Source organism: Williamsia limnetica (genome assembly GCF_003217475.1).
Classification (GTDB): domain Bacteria; phylum Actinomycetota; class Actinomycetes; order Mycobacteriales; family Mycobacteriaceae; genus Williamsia; species Williamsia limnetica.
In genome coordinates this window covers 40,604-57,198 of record NZ_QJSP01000027.1, presented here as the reverse complement: position 1 = coordinate 57,198, position 16,595 = coordinate 40,604, and the positions used below count along the sequence as shown (strand labels likewise).

The window sequence follows — 16,595 nt, the reverse complement described above, 5'->3', positions numbered from 1 at the left end:
GCCGGCACCGAAGAAGATGATCAGCCTGCCCGGTCGTGCACCGCCACGCCACCGCAATCTCACACGCCGCCGCCCGCGTCCCATGCTCATCCTCACTCGACGAGACATAGCGGTAGTACGCCAGACCATCCTCCAGACGCCCAACCCACGCCTGATTCACCTCACGCGTCCCAGACCGCACCCGCGACAACAACTCCGACGCCTCCGCGTCCATCAGAGACGAAGCGCAGCGGAGCTCGACCCCATACTCCGTTGCGGTCCCCACCCAAGCCATGGATAGAACATACATTCGAGGTCTGACGAAGGGTCGCGGACCTACGCTGACTATCGCTCTAGCCAGAGCCCTCGGGCCTCGACGGGACGCCGGCAAACCGACTACTTGACACTAGTCCCGCATAGTGTCTAGTTTGAGCATTCGGGAGGCGAGGAAACAGTCGGGAGTCACATGCCAACAACCACTCAACAGCCACATCCTGCGTCATCCAGGTGAGCGACTTTCGTGCGAACACAGAGCTGTCCGAGTCCCTGCACGAGGCACGGATACACGCACTGAACGCTCAACGCTCAGCCGCACTGCACGGAGACATCGACGCGCGAGTTGCCCTCGGACGCGTCGTGGTCGCCCTTGAAATCGCCGAAGACGCATGCCGAGAGGCGCACACCACCAGTGCCGTCCATGCACGTCACTGCTGAGCGCCGGGCGGCCACTGCCCGCTGTGCTTCCATGGAGGTATGGACTTCGGCGTATCGACATTTGTGACCGATGAAGGCATCCGGCCCGACGTGCTCGCCAAGGCACTCGAGGAGCGCGGATTCGATTCGTTGTTCCTTGCCGAACACTCCCACATACCGGTCAGCCGAGAATCGCCTTACCCGGGCGGCGGCGACCTGCCCCGGGTCTACTACCGCACCCTCGACCCGTTTCTCGCACTCACCGCAGCCGCGGCGGTGACCGAAAGACTGATCCTCGGCACCGGAATCGCCCTGCTTCCCCAACGTGACCTCATCCATACCGCCAAGGAGGTCGCAACCTTGGACCTGCTCTCCAACGGACGGACCGCTTTCGGTGTGGGCGTCGGCTGGAACCGCGAAGAGATGAGCAATCACGGGACCGACCCGAAGACCCGTGGTGCGCTCATCAACGAGCAGTTGGCCGCGCTGAAACAGATCTGGACCGAGGACGAGGCCGAGTTCCACGGTGACCACGTCGACTTCGACCCCATCTTCGCCTGGCCCAAACCAGTCCAGAAACCGCATCCCCCGATCTACATCGGCGGCGAAAGCGCCGCAGCCATCGATCGCCTGGTGAAATACGCCGACGCTTGGCTTCCCAGAGCCCATACCAGCGCGGACGAGCTCATCCGGGTGCGAGCCGAGCTGGCCGATCGCGGCCGCCCCGACATCCCCTTCACCATCTTCGGCGCCGGACGCAAAGCTGAAGAACTCGACGGCTACGCCTCGGCGAAAGTCGAGCGCGTGACCTTCTTACTACCGACTCGTCCCGAAGCCGAGACACTGGCCAAGCTCGACGAGTTCGTCGCCGCCGCAGATCCGTATCGCTGAGTCGCGCAGCGCTGTCGCATGACAACACGTCTCGTAGCAGAGTGCTACAATCGGTTGCAGAGTGCTACGCGAGGAGCTGTCATGACCCAGACCGCTGACAAGGTGACCAGATTCGACTCGACTCTCGTCGACTCGGCAATTGCCGAAGGGCGCCGACAGAATCGAACCGGCCGCCAGCAGCTCGAGTACTGGGCCCGCATCGGTCAGGCCATGACAGCATATGAGACGTCGGCCCTGAGTCGAGTGCAGCAAGCCCTGTCGGGAACGTTGCCAACCTCCGACCTCACTGACGAGGAAGGCCGACTCTTCCACGCCGAGGTCGACGTGAAGATCGCCGACAGCCTGTCGCACACCGACTACCAGGCGACCCTCGCAGCACGCGGCATCACGACGGTTGTCCTGGACGAGCAGGGCCGACTCACCGAGCGGAGCCCTGACGGCACAACACGCCTGCTCGACACCGAATGAAGCGTCTCGACCTGGTGATCGGCCCGAACGGTTCGGGTAAATCCACCTTTGTCGAGCTCACCCTCGCTCCCGTCCTGCCGACCAGCGTCTTCGTCAACGCCGACATCATCGCGCGCCAGACATGGCCCGATGACGCCGAGGCGATGTCGTACGAGGCAGCACAATCGGCGGCCGCCACGCGGGACGCACTCATCGACGCGGGACGATCCTTCATCGCCGAAACCGTGTTCTCTCACCCCTCGAAGCTCGACCTGATCTCCCGGGCTCAAGCACATGGGTTCGCAGTCGTCGTACACGTTCTACTGGTGCCAGAAGCCGTTGCGGTGCTGCGTGTCTCACATCGGGTCTCGGCCGGTGGCCACTCAGTGCCGGAAGCGAAGATCCGGGAACGCTACCATCGTCTATGGCCGCTTGTCGCCACAGCCGTTGTCCGTTCCCAGCAGGCCACGGTGTACGACTCCGCGTCCGGCACTCCCCGGATCGTGGCCCGGTTCACCGGCGGCTCACCCGTCGGCGCAATATCGTGGCCTCCATGGACACCGGAAGCCCTCGCCGCGCGGGCATGAGTCCCCGGCGGTCGCCACAGTAGTTCACTCACGCCAGACCCCCTGGGCGGCAGCCTCTCTGACGAAATCGTCGAACGTTCGTGGGGGTCGCCCGAGTACCTCGCGAACCCCTGCTGACAGGTGGGCGTTGCGCCCCTCGCGGATCCATCCGAACACTTGCGTCAGATCCTCCGCCAGCGGCCCTGCGACTCCGCGGCGGCCGGTCAGGTAAGCGACAAAATCTTCATCAGCCATCTGTTCGAACTCGACGTCGGCGCCGACCACCTTTCCGATCGCGCCGGCTGCGCCCTCGAACGTCAGGAGGTCAGGACCGGAGAGCTGATAGTCCTTTCCTGTATGACGTTCCGGGTGCAACAGTGATGCCGCCGCGACATCCCCGATGTCGCGGGTGTCGATGAACGGCTCCAGCCCGCTGCCTGATGTTCCGGCAAGGCGGCGATCGATGACACTGTCACGGAACAGATCCCATTCGCTGAAGACCTGCATGAACCACGTCGGCCGAAGCACCGTCCACGTCATTCCGGACGCCTTCACCGCAGATACCACCGCTGCGTCGACCGGCCGGTGTGACACAACGGCGTCGCGCGACGACAACAGCACAGCATGAGCAACCCCGCCGCGCCTCGCGACATCGGTGAAGTCCGACATCGATTGCGCCGCATCCGATTGTTGCGAGTCGACCAGATACACCGCGTCGACGCCCTCGACCGCCGACGCCCACGTGGAGCGGTCATCCCAGTCGAACCGAACCTTCGCCGACCGAGACGCCGCCCTCACCTCTACCCCGTCCACAGAGGTCAACGCACGCACCACCTGCCGGCCGGTCTTTCCCGTCGCTCCCAGCACCAGAACCCTCATGCCGGCCACCGTCCGTCGGCAGCAGTGCGAATGACGTAGTCTTCGAATGTCGCAGCCGGCCTGCCCAGTAGGCGGTGGACGTCATCGGTGGTCTCGGAGATCAGTCCACGCTCCATGAGCACGTACATCTCAGCAATGGTGTCGGCTTCCTCGCGGGTCAGACCCTGCTCGGTCAGGCTCTGCGCGTATTGACCCGGGGTGATCTGCCGGTAGGTGATCGTCCGGCCCGATGCCGCAGCGATCAAACCCACCGCTTCACCGAATGTGATGCCTCTCGGTCCGGTCAGTTCGTACGTCTGCCCCTCATGCCCGGGGGTCGTCAGCACCTGAGCCGCAACCGCGGCCACGTCTTCGATGTCGACAAAAGGTTCTGGAACCTCCCCCGGAGGCGCCGCAAGCTCACCCCGCAGGAGCGGCTCCAAAAGAACTTCCTCAGAGAAGTTCTGGCTGAAGTTCGACGATCGAACGATGGTCCAGTCCAGCGAGGACGCGTGCACGGCACGTTCGGCCGCGCGCATGTCGAGGCCGAAAGCCGAGTCGCCCCAGCTGTCGGCCGCCCGTCCGGACAGCAGCGCCACACGGCGGACACCCACCGATTGCGCCCGGTCGATGAAGTGGTCGATCGGGCCGATTTCGACAGGCGGGACGAGGTAGGCCGACGACGCACCGTCGAGTGCGGCGTCCCATGTGCGCGGATCTGACCAATCGAAGGGGATGGCGCTGGATCGAGATACCGGACGCACCTGTTCGCCGAGTAGTCGGAGGCGGGCGGTCACTCGGCGTCCGGTTTTGCCGGTGGCACCGATAACAAGAATCGTGTTTTGGCTCATGTTGACCAGTCAAGCCGCTCGAAGCAGAGCAATCCATGGCTCAGGCGCCGGTTTACCTGTTGATTCGTCTAAAGTGGTGTCCATGGATGCGTTCGGTGACCTTCTCCGGGGTGTGCGGTCGCACGGCTCTGTCTTCGGCTATTCGACCCTCTCGGCCCCGTGGGCGCTCGACTTCGTCGACGGCGCTCCCCTGACCCTGTGCGTGATCGTCGACGGTGCGGGGTGGATCGTCAGAGGTGACCACGACCCTCTGCGCGTGTCCGGCGGGGACACCGTCGTCGTCCGCGGACCCGAGCCGTTCTCGTTCGTCGATGACCCCGACACCTCGGCCACACCGGTGGCCTGCGGCGAGCAGTGCTCCATCCCCGAGAACGGTGGCGCGCGACACCGCCTGGGGTGGGCCGATTGCCGGGACCCGAACGCGTCGACCTCTATCGTCGTCGGCGCCTACCCGGTGCACGGCGAGATCGGTGATCGGTTACTGCAGGTGCTGCCACCGCTGATACGCATCCCACCCGACACCGACGCCGACCCGGTGGCGCGCTATCTCGCGGCGGAAGTCGCTGCGGATCGCCCAGGGCAACAGATCGTCCTCGATCGACTCCTCGACTGGCTGCTGGTCTGCTCACTCCGCACCTGGTTCGACGACCAGGAACAGGCTGCACCGCAGTGGTATTCGGCCTTGCACGATCCAGTTGTCGGTCCGGTGCTCCAACTCATGCACGCTGAGGTGGACGCCCCATGGACCGTTGCATCACTGGCCCGCCGCGCAGGGGTGTCCCGCGCCACCCTTGCAAAAAGGTTCACCGACCTCGTCGGCGAACCCCCACTGACCTACCTGACCCGGTGGCGGATGACCCTGGCCGCCGATCAACTCAGCGACCGTCCTGACCTGACCATCGCAGACGTTGCACAGTCCGTCGGGTACGCCGATCCATTCACCTTCAGCACGGCGTTCAAGCGCACGAAAGGGGTCAACCCGAGTACCCATCGCATGCAGGCGAGTCTGTCCACCTAGCCGCACCCACATACGCTGTCGTGGTGGCCACCTCCAATCGACGCTGCCCGTGCACCAGCGGACTCCCGTTCGCCGAGTGCTGCGAACCGGTGCTGGCCGGCGAGCGCCAGGCGCCGACCGCCGTCGAGCTGATGCGTTCACGCTTCACCGCGTTCGCAACCGGAGACCGCGACTACCTTCTCCACAGCTGGCACCCGAGGACAAGACCCGTCGAGCTCGACCTCGACGAGGCGATGCGCTGGTATCGCCTTGATATCGAGTCCACCTGCGGCGGTTCACCATTCGATGCGACAGGCGAGGTCGTATTCACCGCGTTCTACCGTGTCAAGGGTGGCACCGCGGGAAACCTTATGGAGCGCAGCAATTTCGAACGGCACGACGGACGCTGGGTGTACGTCGACGGCACCATCACGCCGACCTGATCGGCCCGGCCCGCCCCTACCGAACCCTCAACCCGCGGTGTGGATGGTGACGACATAGCCGTCGGGGTCACGAAGCGAGAATTGCAGCCCGAAGGGACCCTCGAATGGCTCCTGCACGATCGGCACATCTCGCGCGACGAGACGTGCGTGCAGCCCGGACGGATCCTTGCTCCCGAACCACACGCCGATGCCTGCACCGAGTTGGCCGATGGCGTTGAGATCTACGCCCGGGAACGGTTCCCGAACCGCGAATGCAGTTCCGCCCGAGGAAAACACCACTGCAGCGGGATTGGTTGCCGGCAGCCGATTGAGCCCGAGCGCGTCCTCATAGAACGTCGCCGAGGTCTCCAGGTCGCGCACCTGGAACGACACAAAGTCGGGTCCGCTGAGAGTTGGGTTGATGCGGTTCGTGCTGCCTGTCATGTCGAGCTCCTGCCGTCGATGAGCTTCAGTTGATGTCAATATACTGACACTCATTTTGCGGTGTGTCAAAATGTTGACATGACACCATCGGGCGATCATTCGACTGCCGAGGCACTGGGACTCCTCGTCAAGGAAACCCAGGCGATCCTGCATCTGCGAATGGCCGAGCGACTGCGCCACCTCGAACTGAGCGTGCCGCAGTACGCATGTCTGCAGGCGCTGGATCACACGCCCGCCAGCACGAGTTCCGACCTCGCTCGGCACGCTTTCGTATCGCGTCAATCCATGAACGTCCTGCTGCAGGGCCTTGAGAAACGTGGACTCATCGAGCGTTCCGAGGAGCCGGGGCCACGACGCGAACGCGCAACCGTTCTCACTCCTGCTGCCATCTCCCTTCTCGGGCGTGCACGCACAGAAGTCGCTGCGGTGGCAAAGACGATGACCGGCCACCTCTCCGCATCCGACACTTCGAGACTGCTCACGCTGCTCAGTTCCTGCCGCGACGCACTTGTCGAGTCCGGCGCCGGATGAGTCAGGGCATCGACTGGAACTCGTCGTACAGAGCGGGCAAAAAGCCTGCAAGATGGTTCATTTCGCTTGCGCAATGGTGAAGGAGGTCGTGGGCGAGCCGATCGCCGAAGTTCGCTCGTACGGCGACGTCGACAACCGGGCGCGCCATCGACCTGCCCACTCGAGACGCGAGGAACGCTCCGGCGCCAGGAAGAGACACCGCTCTACCCGGCAGCGAAAGAATCTCGTTGGGCCCCATGAAGAACCGGGACCGCATCTCGCTGCCGCGCTCTGTGGGCCTCACCTGATGGACGAGCCAGCCGGCCGCCACAGGCAGGTAGGTCACGCCGATTCGAGCGCAGATGTGAGTAGTGCCTGGTCGATCGGCGAATCCGAGCGTCGCGGGATCCACGAAGCGGATGGCGAGGCGGAGCTTTTTCGCCCCGATGTACTCGTCGACGAACGAGACGTTGCCGATGTACTTCTCACGATCGGTCAGCCCCGCGTAGCCGCTTCGGTCGTCGGCAACACAGGCCTGCTGATGTGCCCCCGGATGCCACAGTTTGTAGCGCGCAGAGTCCACGAGATGCCACCCGAACCACCAGTCCCACATCTGTGCGGTCACGTCGGGCATATCGGTCAGACACGAAACGAGCACCGTACCCTTGGTCGTCCGCGTCCAGCCGGTTTCCATCGAGCCGTACCCGGATGCCGTCAGTCGCGCCGGAGCATCGTCCACCTCGTAGCCCAACTCGGCCGGCGCTCGCCCCCGGAGCAACCCATCGTGGACATGCGGTTGAATCGGCTCGGTATACGAGCGGAAGTAGTGGGCGAAAGGACGCGCACGTTCGGCGTCGTCATAGCCGAGGTGGCCGTGTGAACGGCCACGCAGCGCGTTCGGCAGAGCCTGACGATCAGCGGCGGTGACCTGATAGGGCGACACCGTCACCTTCAGACGTGCACGTCGCGCAGACCGACTGCTCCGCGCAGGCCTGAGCAGTTGTAGCAGCCCACGCATCCGACGCAATCGGTACAGCCCACGCACCCCACGCACGCGATACAACGCTTGCACAGCGCGCTCGCCACCACGCCGAAACAGCCGGCGATACCAAAAGAAAACGCAGTGCCCGCACTTCCCGCGACCACCGCGCTCGTTGCAGTGACGGCAGAACCAGCGACCACCGCACTGGCAACTGTCGCGACTGACGTCGCCACGCCCGCGCTGGCCACAGTGCCTGCGGAGCCTGCGACACCTGCGCTGACCACGGTTCCGACCGACCCCGCCACAGCGGTGCTCGATGATGTGGCCACCGACCCGGCGACCGCGGTCGCATCCACCGTGGCCGGGGAATCACAGACCGCTGCGCCGTTATTGCACGACTTCGTCACGCCGGTCATTCTGCCGCAGTTCCAGCGATGTGTCCCGGCTTCCGTCGCTGGGCACACTGAAGCCGTGGAGACCAACGAATACGCCCCGGGCCGGTCAGTCGATACATTCGGCAACAAATCAGACCCCGCAGTCCTGTTGTGGCACGGAACGCAGACCGATGCGCGCAAGACGCTGCGCCCGTTTGCGACGCTGCTCGCCGAGCAGCGCTTCTACGTGATCGTCCCGGACTGGGACTCGCACGCCGGTGACCGTGGACGGGACGATCTTCTGAACTCCTTGCGGTACGCCGCGACTGCTGGGGAGTTCGCGCTGATCGGATGGTCGCTGGGTGGTACAGCCGCCGCCGGGGTGGCTCTGCGCAGCGACCACTACGACAGTCCCGTGTCTTCCGTCATCTGCCTGGCCGGTGCATTCAACGCCGACAATCCGTTGACGGGCGACAAACTCCCAATTGATGACCTGCACGCGGGAGCCGCTGTACCGATCACGCTGCTGCACGGGGACTCCGACGACGTCGTGCCGCTCGCTGTGAGCGAGGACTTCGCGGCAGCACTCGGTCAGTGGCCACACGAGCTGGTGATATTTGAAGCCGATCACGGCTCAATCGCCGGCGCGACCTACGACGCCGACGCCGACCGTTACTGTGCTGCAGAGGATTCCGTTACCCTCGACGTCGCCGGCGGAGTCGTCGATCGCATCGTCGGGACCTTCCGCCGGCCGTAGCCTCCCGGACAACTACTTTTTACGACGGCCGATGACCGACCGGCGCGTCTTCTTCTGTTCGACATCGGCGTCGGCATTTGCCGTGCGCGCCTTACGGCGACTGTACGAGCCGACCTTGATCAACAGCTTGGATACGGCCGTCGGGTTGTCGTTTCGCTGCTCCAACCGGTGCCCTGTAGTCAGCAACACCTTCGCCACCAGTGGTAGGACGATAGCCAGAATCAAGTAGCGGTACACGTACTTTCGTGCCAACAGCGGGATCATTGTTCTCCTGTGTTCATTGTCTGCGACGGAGGTGGTGGCCGATAGCGGCCACCACCCCACCCCTCGCGCTTATGTGTCAGCCGAACTCAGTCGGTGAGCTTGCTCTTGACGTTCGACGCTGCGTCCGAGATGTTGTCGCCGACCTGCTTGGTCTTACCCTTGCCCTGATCGGCTGCGCCCTCGGCCCTGAGGTCGTCGTTGCCGGTCGCCTCGCCGATTTTTTCCTTTGCCTTACCCGCAACCTCTTCGGCCTTGTGCTTTGCCTTGTCGATGAAGTCAGCCATTGTTCTCTCCTCGTGTTCATCGCGCCGAGCCTCGTTGCCCGTCCGCGCCCTACATGAATTGAGACGGCCCAAGGCACCGGATTTGCACGGGGAAGTGAGCCAGAACACGATGTGTTCGAAGACTGCAGATTGCAGTAACGCGGCTCGACAACCGCTTCCGAGACGTGACGGTTCCGACCGACGCGCCGCGGACACTCCACTGGTGGCACCGGCGCGAGCCTTGGGCATGAGCCACGCCCTGCGCGGGATATGACGCGCGCAATGGAAGACTCGATATCCATGACTCGCGCACGAGTATTGTTGGCGGCTCGCATCACCGGCCACATCGCATGGTGGATTTTCATCGTCGCGACCCTCTTCGCCGGCGGTATCACCTGGCTCGGACTCGACGACGAAGGCGTGTTCTCCGGTCCGTCGACGGGATGGACGGCCTACACCCCGCTGACGGACGCCACGGTCGGCATCGCCAACTTCACCGGTCCGGCGCCGTACGAGTGGTGGACCGAGCCTGAGGTGTTCTCCGCGGTTGCTTTCGCGATTGTCATCATCGCGGCGGTGACCGAGGCAGTTGCGGTTCGCCGAGTGGTCCCGGCAATCGTGACGGTCGTCGCTCCCGTGGTGGCACTGGGCATTCTGATCGTCGTCACGCCGGGTGTCGTCGACAGCTGGCAACTGGGCACGATGACCACGATGGGCGCGGTTCTGCTGGCTGTCGCCGTCCGTGAGTTCTGGGCCCGCCGGCATTGATCACATAGGCGCACGGTGCCACGATCGTGGATCGCGTCCGGCGATGGCCACGGTCCGGTCCAGGAGCGACAGCGTGTGATCGGCGGCGACCGGTTCGCCCCAGAGTTCGGGCAGCGGCGCCTCGGTCAGGAATCCTTCGACATGATCGTGGCAGGCGTGCACCACTGATTCCGGCGGGTCGAACCCGTGATCGGTCGCGACGGCGAGGTCCCATCCGTGCACGATCACCTCTGTCAGCGCGATCCTCCCCCACGTCCGATTCGGCAGTTCGAGGCCGGCCAAGTCCGACCCACCATCCCAGGCCTGCGGTTCCGCCCACGCTCGTGCCAGGTCGCGGACGTGTACCGCGACCCTGCTCCGCGATGCGGCGTCGTCGACCGCTGTCACCGGAGGACTCGAGATCTCGCCGCCTGCGGCAGCGGTGAACCCTGTTGCGCCCTCATCGATGTGCAGCAACAGATCGGCCACTGTGTAACTCTCGCAGGGCGTCGACCGCGCGAGATCGATGTCCTCGACCTGCGCGATGAGGCCGGCCAACGCCTCGGACGCCGCTGTGAAGTCGATCATCTGATTCCTTCCGATCGGCTGCACCTTCACGTACAGACCACGGCGCTGGCCAAAAGTCATCGGTGACGGCACTCGCTATGGTTGCTCACCACATACAGCCCCGTATGGAGCCGGCGAGGGTAGATCACCCTCGGCGGCCCCTCCTGGGGACGAATCAGGTGAACGATTACTAGCTGGAGAAGCAGGGAGTCATATGCAGGGTCGTTTGTCCGACTTCATGCGGCCTGTTCCAGCCGAACACGTCGACGAGGCGTTGGCGTTCTACGCGGCCCGACCGCCCGGACGCGGACCCCGCAATCTCGCTGAGTTGCGACAGGCACGCGCGGCGCGGAGGGTCGAGACCTCCGACGCGGCGGTCGTCGTGACGATCGCTGAAGCTGCCGGCCGGAGCGTGCCGGTACGCATCATCACCCCCACCGGGTTGCCGCCGCGCGGCGTTCACCTGGACATCCACGGCGGCGGTTTCTACATGGATTCCGCTGCGCGCAACGACACACGGAATCAGCAGCTGGCAGATTCGCTGGGGACTGCGGTGGTCAGTGTCGACTACCGACTCGCACCCGAAAACCCCTGGCCCGCAGCACCCGACGACTGCGAGGCCGCCGCGGTATGGCTGACCACGAACACCGAGCGCCTTTTCGGCACGTCACGGTTGACGATCGGCGGGTTCTCCGCCGGGTCGACCTTGGCCATGACCACCCTGCTGCGACTTCGAGACAGAGGTGTTAACAAAGAGTTCGCGGGTGGCGTACTGCAATTCGGTACCTACGACCTGAGTGGGCAGACGCCGGCCGGGCGCCTGATCACCGACGAGTACTTCCTCGATGCGTACACCGGCCACGTGGCAGACCGCACCCTGCCCGATGTCTCACCGATCTATGCGGACCTACATGAGCTACCGCCACTGCTCCTGGTGGTGGGCGAATCGGACATCCTGCTCGAGGACAACACGGCGATGGCCTCACGGCTCGCAGTCGCCGGAGCAGAAGTCGACCTGCGTATCTACCAGGCGTCGCCACACGGTTTCACGAATCACCCCACCGCCATGGCCTCCACGGCGCGGACAGATATCGAACATTGGCTGCTGAACTGCCTAGGCTAGAGCGTTCGCCAGCATGTGCATCGCGGCCGCCGTGGACAGTGCTCGCACACTCGCCCGGTCCCCGGAAAGGTGCAGGGTACGGGTGACCGTGGCGCGACCGGACACAGCGATCCCGAAGCAGACGGTGCCGACCGGCTTGAGCTCGGTACCACCGCCTGGTCCTGCCACACCTGTGGTGGACACCGCGATGTCGGTGCCGAGGCCCTCGCGAGCCCCCTCTGCCATGGCCGCCGCCACCGGTTCGCTGACCGCACCGTGTTCGGAGATCATCTCCGGGGGCACACCGAGGATGCCCGACTTCACCTCGTTGGAGTAGGACACCACACCCCCGATCACGTACGCCGACGATCCGGCCCTGTCGGTCAGTCGTGCGGCGATCATGCCGCCGGTACACGATTCGGCGGTGGCGATCCGCCGACCGGACAGACGGTGGGCGACGATGTCGTCGATGGTCGATCCATCGGTCGAGAAGATCTGCTTGCCATGGGATTCCGCAACCTGCGTCACCAGCTTCGCGTACGCGGCGTCGGCAGAATCGGGATAGCGGGTCACCATCTCGAGTTCGCCGAGGCGCAGGCAGGTCGTGATCTCGAGATCGTCGAAGCCCGAAACTTTCAGCTCGGCCGCCCGCAGCGTCGCGGCGAGGTCGGCCTCGGACAGTCCGTACGCACGGATCGTGGACTGGCGAACTTCGGCCCTGTTCGCCAAAGCCTCTGCGACCGGTGCAGTTTCGAGCGCATCGGGCCACATCTCCTGCAATTCGCGGGGAGGCCCTGGCAGGATCAGGATCGCGGGCAGCTCGCCGGTGGCCGGAATCGCAACGCCCGGAGCGGTGCCCGTCGGGGCAATCGACAGCGCACCCGCCGGAACCATGGCTTGTTTCCGGATCCCCGCGTTCAACGGCTCCGAGTCGATCGCCGTGCTCATCCGGCTGCGCCACCGCTGCACGATGGCGTCAATCCGTTGCTCGAGTTCGATGTCGAGGTGCAGTGCACGTCCGCACAACGCTGCGACGGTGGCCACCGTGAGATCGTCGGCGGTCGGCCCCAGGCCACCCGTCGTGATGATGAGGTCGACGCGCTGATCGGCCAGGAACTGCAACTGGGCGGTCAGGTCGGCGGGCCGATCGCCGCACACGGTGATGTGCGCGACGTCGACACCCATCTCGAGGAGTTGGCGGGCCACCCACGGACCGTTCTGATCGGTGACCCGCCCGCTGAGAACCTCGGTACCCGTGACCACCACACCTGCACGCACTGCCATTCTCCCGACCCTAGCGTGCGGGCTACGTCTCGAGCCACACGCCATGCAGCCCCGCCGGTACCCGGATCGGCAGATCGATCGTGGCGATCGGGCCGTCTTCCGGACTCTCGGCGGTCAGCAGATAGAACCGCGATCGCAGGTCCTGGGGGTCGGTACCGATTGCACCCCAGTAATCCTGGCCGGCGCCTGGAATGTAGATAGGTTCACCGATGGCGACACCCGGACTCCACGACACCTCGGCGCTTTTCGCGACATCGTGGAACCACAGGCTCTCCTGGAAGCCGGTGTCGGAGTCGGACTTACCTACGGTGGCCACCCGTTGATGGTCACGCGTGAGCAACCGGTCGTCGACCCGAGGAAAGTCGATATCCGTCCGCTCGCTGACCCGGGTGCGGTTGATGGTGCCGGCGGTCGGGTTGATCGCCGCGCGCATCAGTCCCGACGTGTTCGGGACCCCTGTTTCTGCGAACCCACCGGGGTAGGTCCACTCGACGTAATCGACCGTGACCGTTCCGTCTGCATTGTCGAAGGCGTTGGCGAAGTGCCACACCCAGAACGGCTCCGCGTGGATCCAGCGCACGGCACCGCCGTCGCGCGGGATGAGTGCGATGCGGGTGCCGTCGTCGGGCCGCCAGGAAAGCAGCGATCCACCGGCCATGACTGCCGCGATGTCGAAGATCAGCGGACACACGAACAGCACCACGTATTTCTCGGTCAGCGCCATGTCGTGGATCATCACCGGGGCGTCGAGGCCGTCGATCGCGGTCGGCGGGCGCAGCGAGGTGCCGTCCGCGGCCACGACCGACCACGTGAGATAGGGCGCCTCGAGAATGTAGTTGAACAACACCATCTCGCCGGTCCGAGGATCGATCTTCGGATGGGCGGTGCTGCCCACCCGCATTGCTCCGTCGCAGTCCTCGGTGCCCAGCGTCGCCAATGTGCGTGGGTCGAGCAGGTAGGGCTTGTCCGCCTCTGCCATGGCCATCAGGCGACCGCCGTGCCGAACGACGTTGATGTCGGGCAGCGCGCGGGTGGTTCCGGCGAGTTCTTCGCCGACGACGCTCGCCGGTGGTGTGTAACCGTCGGTGAGGCCGGACCAAATCGCCTCGCCGCGTTCTTCTTCCAACTCCACCATGGGTGTCCGGACGAACCGATTGCTGTACGAGGCCCGACCTCCCTCCAGCGTGACCCGGTGCACCATGCCGTCGCCGTCCAGCGGGAACACGAACGATCCGATGGGATCGAACCGCGGATTGGGCCCGTTGCGTAGGTAGCTGCCACTCAGGTCGGCGGGGATCTCGCCGGTGACCGGCAGATCCGTCGCATCCGTCTCGTCGCGTTGCGGGGCGAACACCCCGACCAGGTGTCGATTGTCTGGGGCGATCGGGGCGGGCCGATGGGGGTCGGTGGTGACGGTCATCGAAAACACTCTTTCGTCGGTACGGCTGGAAGCGATGCCTCAAGTCTGCAACTGAATTGCCTACTTCGTGGGCTGGTTGGCCGCACCAGACGGATGAACTGGAAGTGCAGTAAAGCCTCGACTCTGCGTCAGTGAGTCGGCTCAGCGTCGGGATCGGGGGTGACGTGGCGACCGGCCAGGTCGTGCAGTTCGCGGAAAACCCGCTTCGATGACTCGGCCCACGGCATGAGAATGGGGAAGACGTGGAACATCCCGATTTCTTCCATGGCGTGCACGGGCACTCCGGCCTTGCCCAGATTCTCTGCGAACTCACGGATCCCGTCGCGGAACATCTCGTCGGCGCCCCAGCACACGAATGTCGGCGGGAACCACGCCGGATCCGCCACCGAGTGAACCGCGGACACGCGCTCGTCGTTGGGTTGGACCCCGGCCAGATACGGAGCGGCAGGCAGACTCCAGGGCAGGATGTCCGACTGGGCGTTCGCCGTGATCGACGGATGGTTGAAGTCGAGGTCGACCTCGGGTGAGAACAGCGCGACCGCGGCCGGCTTCGGCAGGTCATGGTCGTGCAGATACTTGATCAGCGACGTCGCGAGGCCACCACCGCCCGAGTCGCCGGCGACCACGAGATGATCGGCATCGACGCCACGTTCGAGCAACCCTCGGTACACGTCGGCCGCATCGTGCACGCCCGCGGGGAACGGGAATTCCGGAGCCATCCGGTAATCGGCGATGAAGACCTCGTAGCCGGTGATCTTGACCAGCTTGGCCGCGAACGCGGAGTACATGACCGGTGACGTGCCGATGTACCCGCCACCGTGCAGGTAGAGGATCGTCGCGCCGATCGTCTGTTTGTCGTCGAGGTCGTCGACGTGTGCATTGCTGCTCGCTTTGGCGCGGCACCAGATGCCGTCGACGCCACCGATGGTGTCGTCGGTGATCTCGACGTCGTCCGCCAGTCCGATGAACGGTGGCATCACGACTCGGCAGATGCCGTCGAGGATGCGCTCCATCGACCGGAACTCTTCGATCGGAAGGCTCATCGAATATCCCATGAACGAGCGGATGGTCTGACGCGTCACCGACTGGCCGATGTTGTCCAGCAGACCTGCGGGCCCTTCCCACGGCCGACGAAACGGCACCCTCGCGAGTCCGTTGAGCATGCTCTCTGCCAAACCGAATACGGCGAGCGCGGTCACCGGCGCGGATGCGGTCTCCACCTCGGGACGATCAGCCATAACCATGGTGACCATCCTAAAGGCGGCCCACGCTCACAGCAGGATCGCGGCTGCCCCGTTGGACGAACGGTGTGATCAACTCATCCGCGACCCAGCGGGCGGCCCCGGCGGGATACGGAGCGCCCAAGCCCAGGACGAAGTGGCTGAAGCCGGCGTCGAGCGCCTGTCCGATTGCGTCGCGGGTGTGCTGCGGTTGGTCGTAGTCCACCGATAAGTGGATCGACCTTGCGATGGTGGCGGGGTCGCGACCGATCTCGGCGCAGTAGCGATCGAGGAGCGCACTGCGGCCGATCGCATCGCCGAGGTCGCCGCCGGGGATGTTCCATAGGTCGGCGTGTTCGGCAACCACCCGCAGCACGGAAGCCGAACGCCCGCCGACGAGGAACGGCGGGCCCGGGCGCTGAACGGGTTTGGGGTTGCCCAGCGCACCGGTGAGCTGCACGTGGTCGCCGGCGAAATCGAACGGCTCGTCTTCGGTCCACAGTCTCTTGATCACGGTGCAGGCTTCGTCGAGGCTGCCGACGGCGTGCGGGACATCCAGAAACGGTAGGCCGTGCGCCGGGTATTCCCGCCGGGCCATGGGTGGATTCGGGCGTGATCCCACACCGATACCGAAATCGAGACGACCTCCCGAGACGACGTCCACGGTCGCCGCAATCTTGGCGAGCATCACCGGAGGACGAAATCTGTTGCTGGTCACCAAAAGTCCGAGACGAAGCCGGTCGGTCTGCGCGGCCAGGGCGGACAGCAACGTCCACCCCTCGAAGATCGGCCCGTTCGGGTCGCCGCCGATGGGCATCAGATGATCGAAGAGCCAGGCGTGCTCGATCTCTTCGATCGCGTCGGCCTCGCGCCACACCCGGAGGATGTCGTCATAGCCGACATTCATGGGTGCGGTCATGATCCCGAAACTCGGTGCAACGTGCTGTGGCATGCGCG

22 protein-coding genes are annotated in these 16,595 nt (G+C 64.8%); 9 read left to right on the top strand and 13 right to left on the bottom strand.

Features of this window, described 5'->3' with window-relative positions:
- The coding region (locus DFR67_RS31000; protein ID WP_211325192.1) for a hypothetical protein at positions 1 to 274 on the bottom strand (274 nt) is incomplete at its 3' end.
- A 290-nt stretch (positions 275 to 564) separates the two neighbouring features.
- Positions 565 to 726, bottom strand: coding sequence for a hypothetical protein (locus DFR67_RS30680; protein ID WP_158540062.1), 162 nt, complete (start codon positions 724 to 726; stop codon positions 565 to 567).
- A 6-nt stretch (positions 727 to 732) separates the two neighbouring features.
- Here DFR67_RS30680 and DFR67_RS28555 point away from each other — a divergent pair, with 6 nt between their 5' ends.
- The 3 genes from DFR67_RS28555 to DFR67_RS28545 all read left to right on the top strand — a co-directional run bounded on the left by DFR67_RS28555 (position 733) and on the right by DFR67_RS28545 (position 2,597).
- Complete coding sequence (locus DFR67_RS28555) at positions 733 to 1,563, top strand: LLM class F420-dependent oxidoreductase (RefSeq protein WP_110472839.1); 831 nt, start codon at positions 733 to 735, stop codon at positions 1,561 to 1,563.
- A gap of 81 nt (positions 1,564 to 1,644) precedes the next feature.
- Entirely contained in the window at positions 1,645 to 2,031 is a 387-nt protein-coding gene (locus DFR67_RS28550; protein WP_110472838.1) for a TA system antitoxin ParD family protein, read from the top strand.
- Positions 2,028 to 2,597, top strand: coding sequence for an ATPase (locus tag DFR67_RS28545; protein ID WP_110472837.1), 570 nt, complete (start codon positions 2,028 to 2,030; stop codon positions 2,595 to 2,597). The genes DFR67_RS28550 and DFR67_RS28545 overlap by 4 nt, the downstream gene beginning before the upstream one ends.
- 24 nt (positions 2,598 to 2,621) lie before the next feature.
- Here the strand turns inward: DFR67_RS28545 and DFR67_RS28540 are convergent, their stop codons facing one another.
- Together DFR67_RS28540 and DFR67_RS28535 are read right to left on the bottom strand one after the other, a co-directional pair.
- Positions 2,622 to 3,455 carry an NmrA family NAD(P)-binding protein gene (locus DFR67_RS28540; protein WP_146240567.1) on the bottom strand — a complete coding sequence of 278 codons (834 nt, stop codon included), beginning with the start codon at positions 3,453 to 3,455 and terminating at the stop codon, positions 2,622 to 2,624.
- Positions 3,452 to 4,285, bottom strand: a complete 834-nt coding sequence (locus tag DFR67_RS28535; RefSeq protein ID WP_110472835.1) for an NmrA family NAD(P)-binding protein — start codon at positions 4,283 to 4,285, stop codon at positions 3,452 to 3,454. Before DFR67_RS28535 ends, DFR67_RS28540 begins: the two co-directional genes overlap by 4 nt.
- 82 nt (positions 4,286 to 4,367) lie before the next feature.
- On the opposite strand from DFR67_RS28535, the gene DFR67_RS28530 reads away from it, so the two are divergent.
- Complete coding sequence (locus DFR67_RS28530; protein WP_110472834.1) at positions 4,368 to 5,303, top strand: AraC family transcriptional regulator; 936 nt, start codon at positions 4,368 to 4,370, stop codon at positions 5,301 to 5,303.
- Between the two features lie 23 nt (positions 5,304 to 5,326).
- Positions 5,327 to 5,725 (top strand): YchJ family protein, encoded by a 399-nt coding sequence (locus tag DFR67_RS28525; protein ID WP_245938222.1) that lies wholly within the window; start codon positions 5,327 to 5,329, stop codon positions 5,723 to 5,725.
- 27 nt (positions 5,726 to 5,752) lie between these two features.
- On the opposite strand, the gene DFR67_RS28520 is transcribed toward DFR67_RS28525, so the two are convergent.
- Positions 5,753 to 6,148, bottom strand: a complete 396-nt coding sequence (locus tag DFR67_RS28520) for a VOC family protein (protein WP_211325191.1) — start codon at positions 6,146 to 6,148, stop codon at positions 5,753 to 5,755.
- A 78-nt stretch (positions 6,149 to 6,226) separates the two neighbouring features.
- On the opposite strand from DFR67_RS28520, the gene DFR67_RS28515 reads away from it, so the two are divergent.
- Positions 6,227 to 6,679: a MarR family winged helix-turn-helix transcriptional regulator gene (locus tag DFR67_RS28515; RefSeq protein WP_110472832.1), complete on the top strand. Its 453-nt coding sequence runs from the start codon at positions 6,227 to 6,229 to the stop codon at positions 6,677 to 6,679.
- A 1-nt stretch (position 6,680) separates the two neighbouring features.
- Here the strand turns inward: DFR67_RS28515 and DFR67_RS28510 are convergent, their stop codons facing one another.
- Entirely contained in the window at positions 6,681 to 7,601 is a 921-nt protein-coding gene (locus DFR67_RS28510; RefSeq protein WP_146240566.1) for a DAPG hydrolase family protein, read from the bottom strand.
- A 510-nt stretch (positions 7,602 to 8,111) separates the two neighbouring features.
- Between DFR67_RS28510 and DFR67_RS28500 the strand changes: the two genes are divergently transcribed.
- Positions 8,112 to 8,771, top strand: a complete 660-nt coding sequence (locus DFR67_RS28500) for an alpha/beta hydrolase family protein (protein ID WP_110472829.1) — start codon at positions 8,112 to 8,114, stop codon at positions 8,769 to 8,771.
- 12 nt (positions 8,772 to 8,783) lie between these two features.
- Here DFR67_RS28500 and DFR67_RS28495 read toward each other — a convergent pair whose 3' ends face one another.
- Positions 8,784 to 9,035, bottom strand: coding sequence for a hypothetical protein (locus DFR67_RS28495; RefSeq protein WP_110472828.1), 252 nt, complete (start codon positions 9,033 to 9,035; stop codon positions 8,784 to 8,786).
- Between the two features lie 86 nt (positions 9,036 to 9,121).
- Positions 9,122 to 9,319, bottom strand: a complete 198-nt coding sequence (locus tag DFR67_RS28490; protein WP_084834410.1) for a CsbD family protein — start codon at positions 9,317 to 9,319, stop codon at positions 9,122 to 9,124.
- 279 nt (positions 9,320 to 9,598) lie between these two features.
- On the opposite strand from DFR67_RS28490, the gene DFR67_RS28485 reads away from it, so the two are divergent.
- A complete protein-coding gene (locus tag DFR67_RS28485) occupies positions 9,599 to 10,066 on the top strand; it encodes a hypothetical protein (protein ID WP_146240565.1) in 468 nt (155 codons plus the stop codon).
- Here DFR67_RS28485 and DFR67_RS28480 read toward each other — a convergent pair whose 3' ends face one another.
- On the bottom strand, positions 10,067 to 10,633 hold the full coding sequence (locus DFR67_RS28480; RefSeq protein WP_110472849.1) for a TIGR03086 family metal-binding protein: 567 nt from the start codon (positions 10,631 to 10,633) through the stop codon (positions 10,067 to 10,069).
- A gap of 193 nt (positions 10,634 to 10,826) precedes the next feature.
- Here DFR67_RS28480 and DFR67_RS28475 point away from each other — a divergent pair, with 193 nt between their 5' ends.
- The gene (locus tag DFR67_RS28475) at positions 10,827 to 11,735 is read left to right on the top strand and encodes an alpha/beta hydrolase (RefSeq protein ID WP_110472826.1); all 909 of its coding nucleotides are present in this window, start codon (positions 10,827 to 10,829) and stop codon (positions 11,733 to 11,735) included.
- On the opposite strand, the gene DFR67_RS28470 is transcribed toward DFR67_RS28475, so the two are convergent.
- From DFR67_RS28470 to DFR67_RS28455, 4 genes are all read right to left on the bottom strand, one after another.
- Entirely contained in the window at positions 11,727 to 12,998 is a 1,272-nt protein-coding gene (locus DFR67_RS28470; RefSeq protein ID WP_110472825.1) for a competence/damage-inducible protein A, read from the bottom strand. The genes DFR67_RS28475 and DFR67_RS28470 overlap by 9 nt on opposite strands.
- Positions 12,999 to 13,020: 22 nt before the next feature.
- Positions 13,021 to 14,418, bottom strand: a complete 1,398-nt coding sequence (locus DFR67_RS28465; RefSeq protein ID WP_110472824.1) for a carotenoid oxygenase family protein — start codon at positions 14,416 to 14,418, stop codon at positions 13,021 to 13,023.
- 128 nt (positions 14,419 to 14,546) lie between these two features.
- Complete coding sequence (locus DFR67_RS28460; protein WP_110472848.1) at positions 14,547 to 15,662, bottom strand: alpha/beta hydrolase; 1,116 nt, start codon at positions 15,660 to 15,662, stop codon at positions 14,547 to 14,549.
- A 10-nt stretch (positions 15,663 to 15,672) separates the two neighbouring features.
- Entirely contained in the window at positions 15,673 to 16,590 is a 918-nt protein-coding gene (locus DFR67_RS28455; RefSeq protein WP_211325190.1) for an LLM class flavin-dependent oxidoreductase, read from the bottom strand.
- Positions 16,591 to 16,595: the final 5 nt, after the last annotated feature.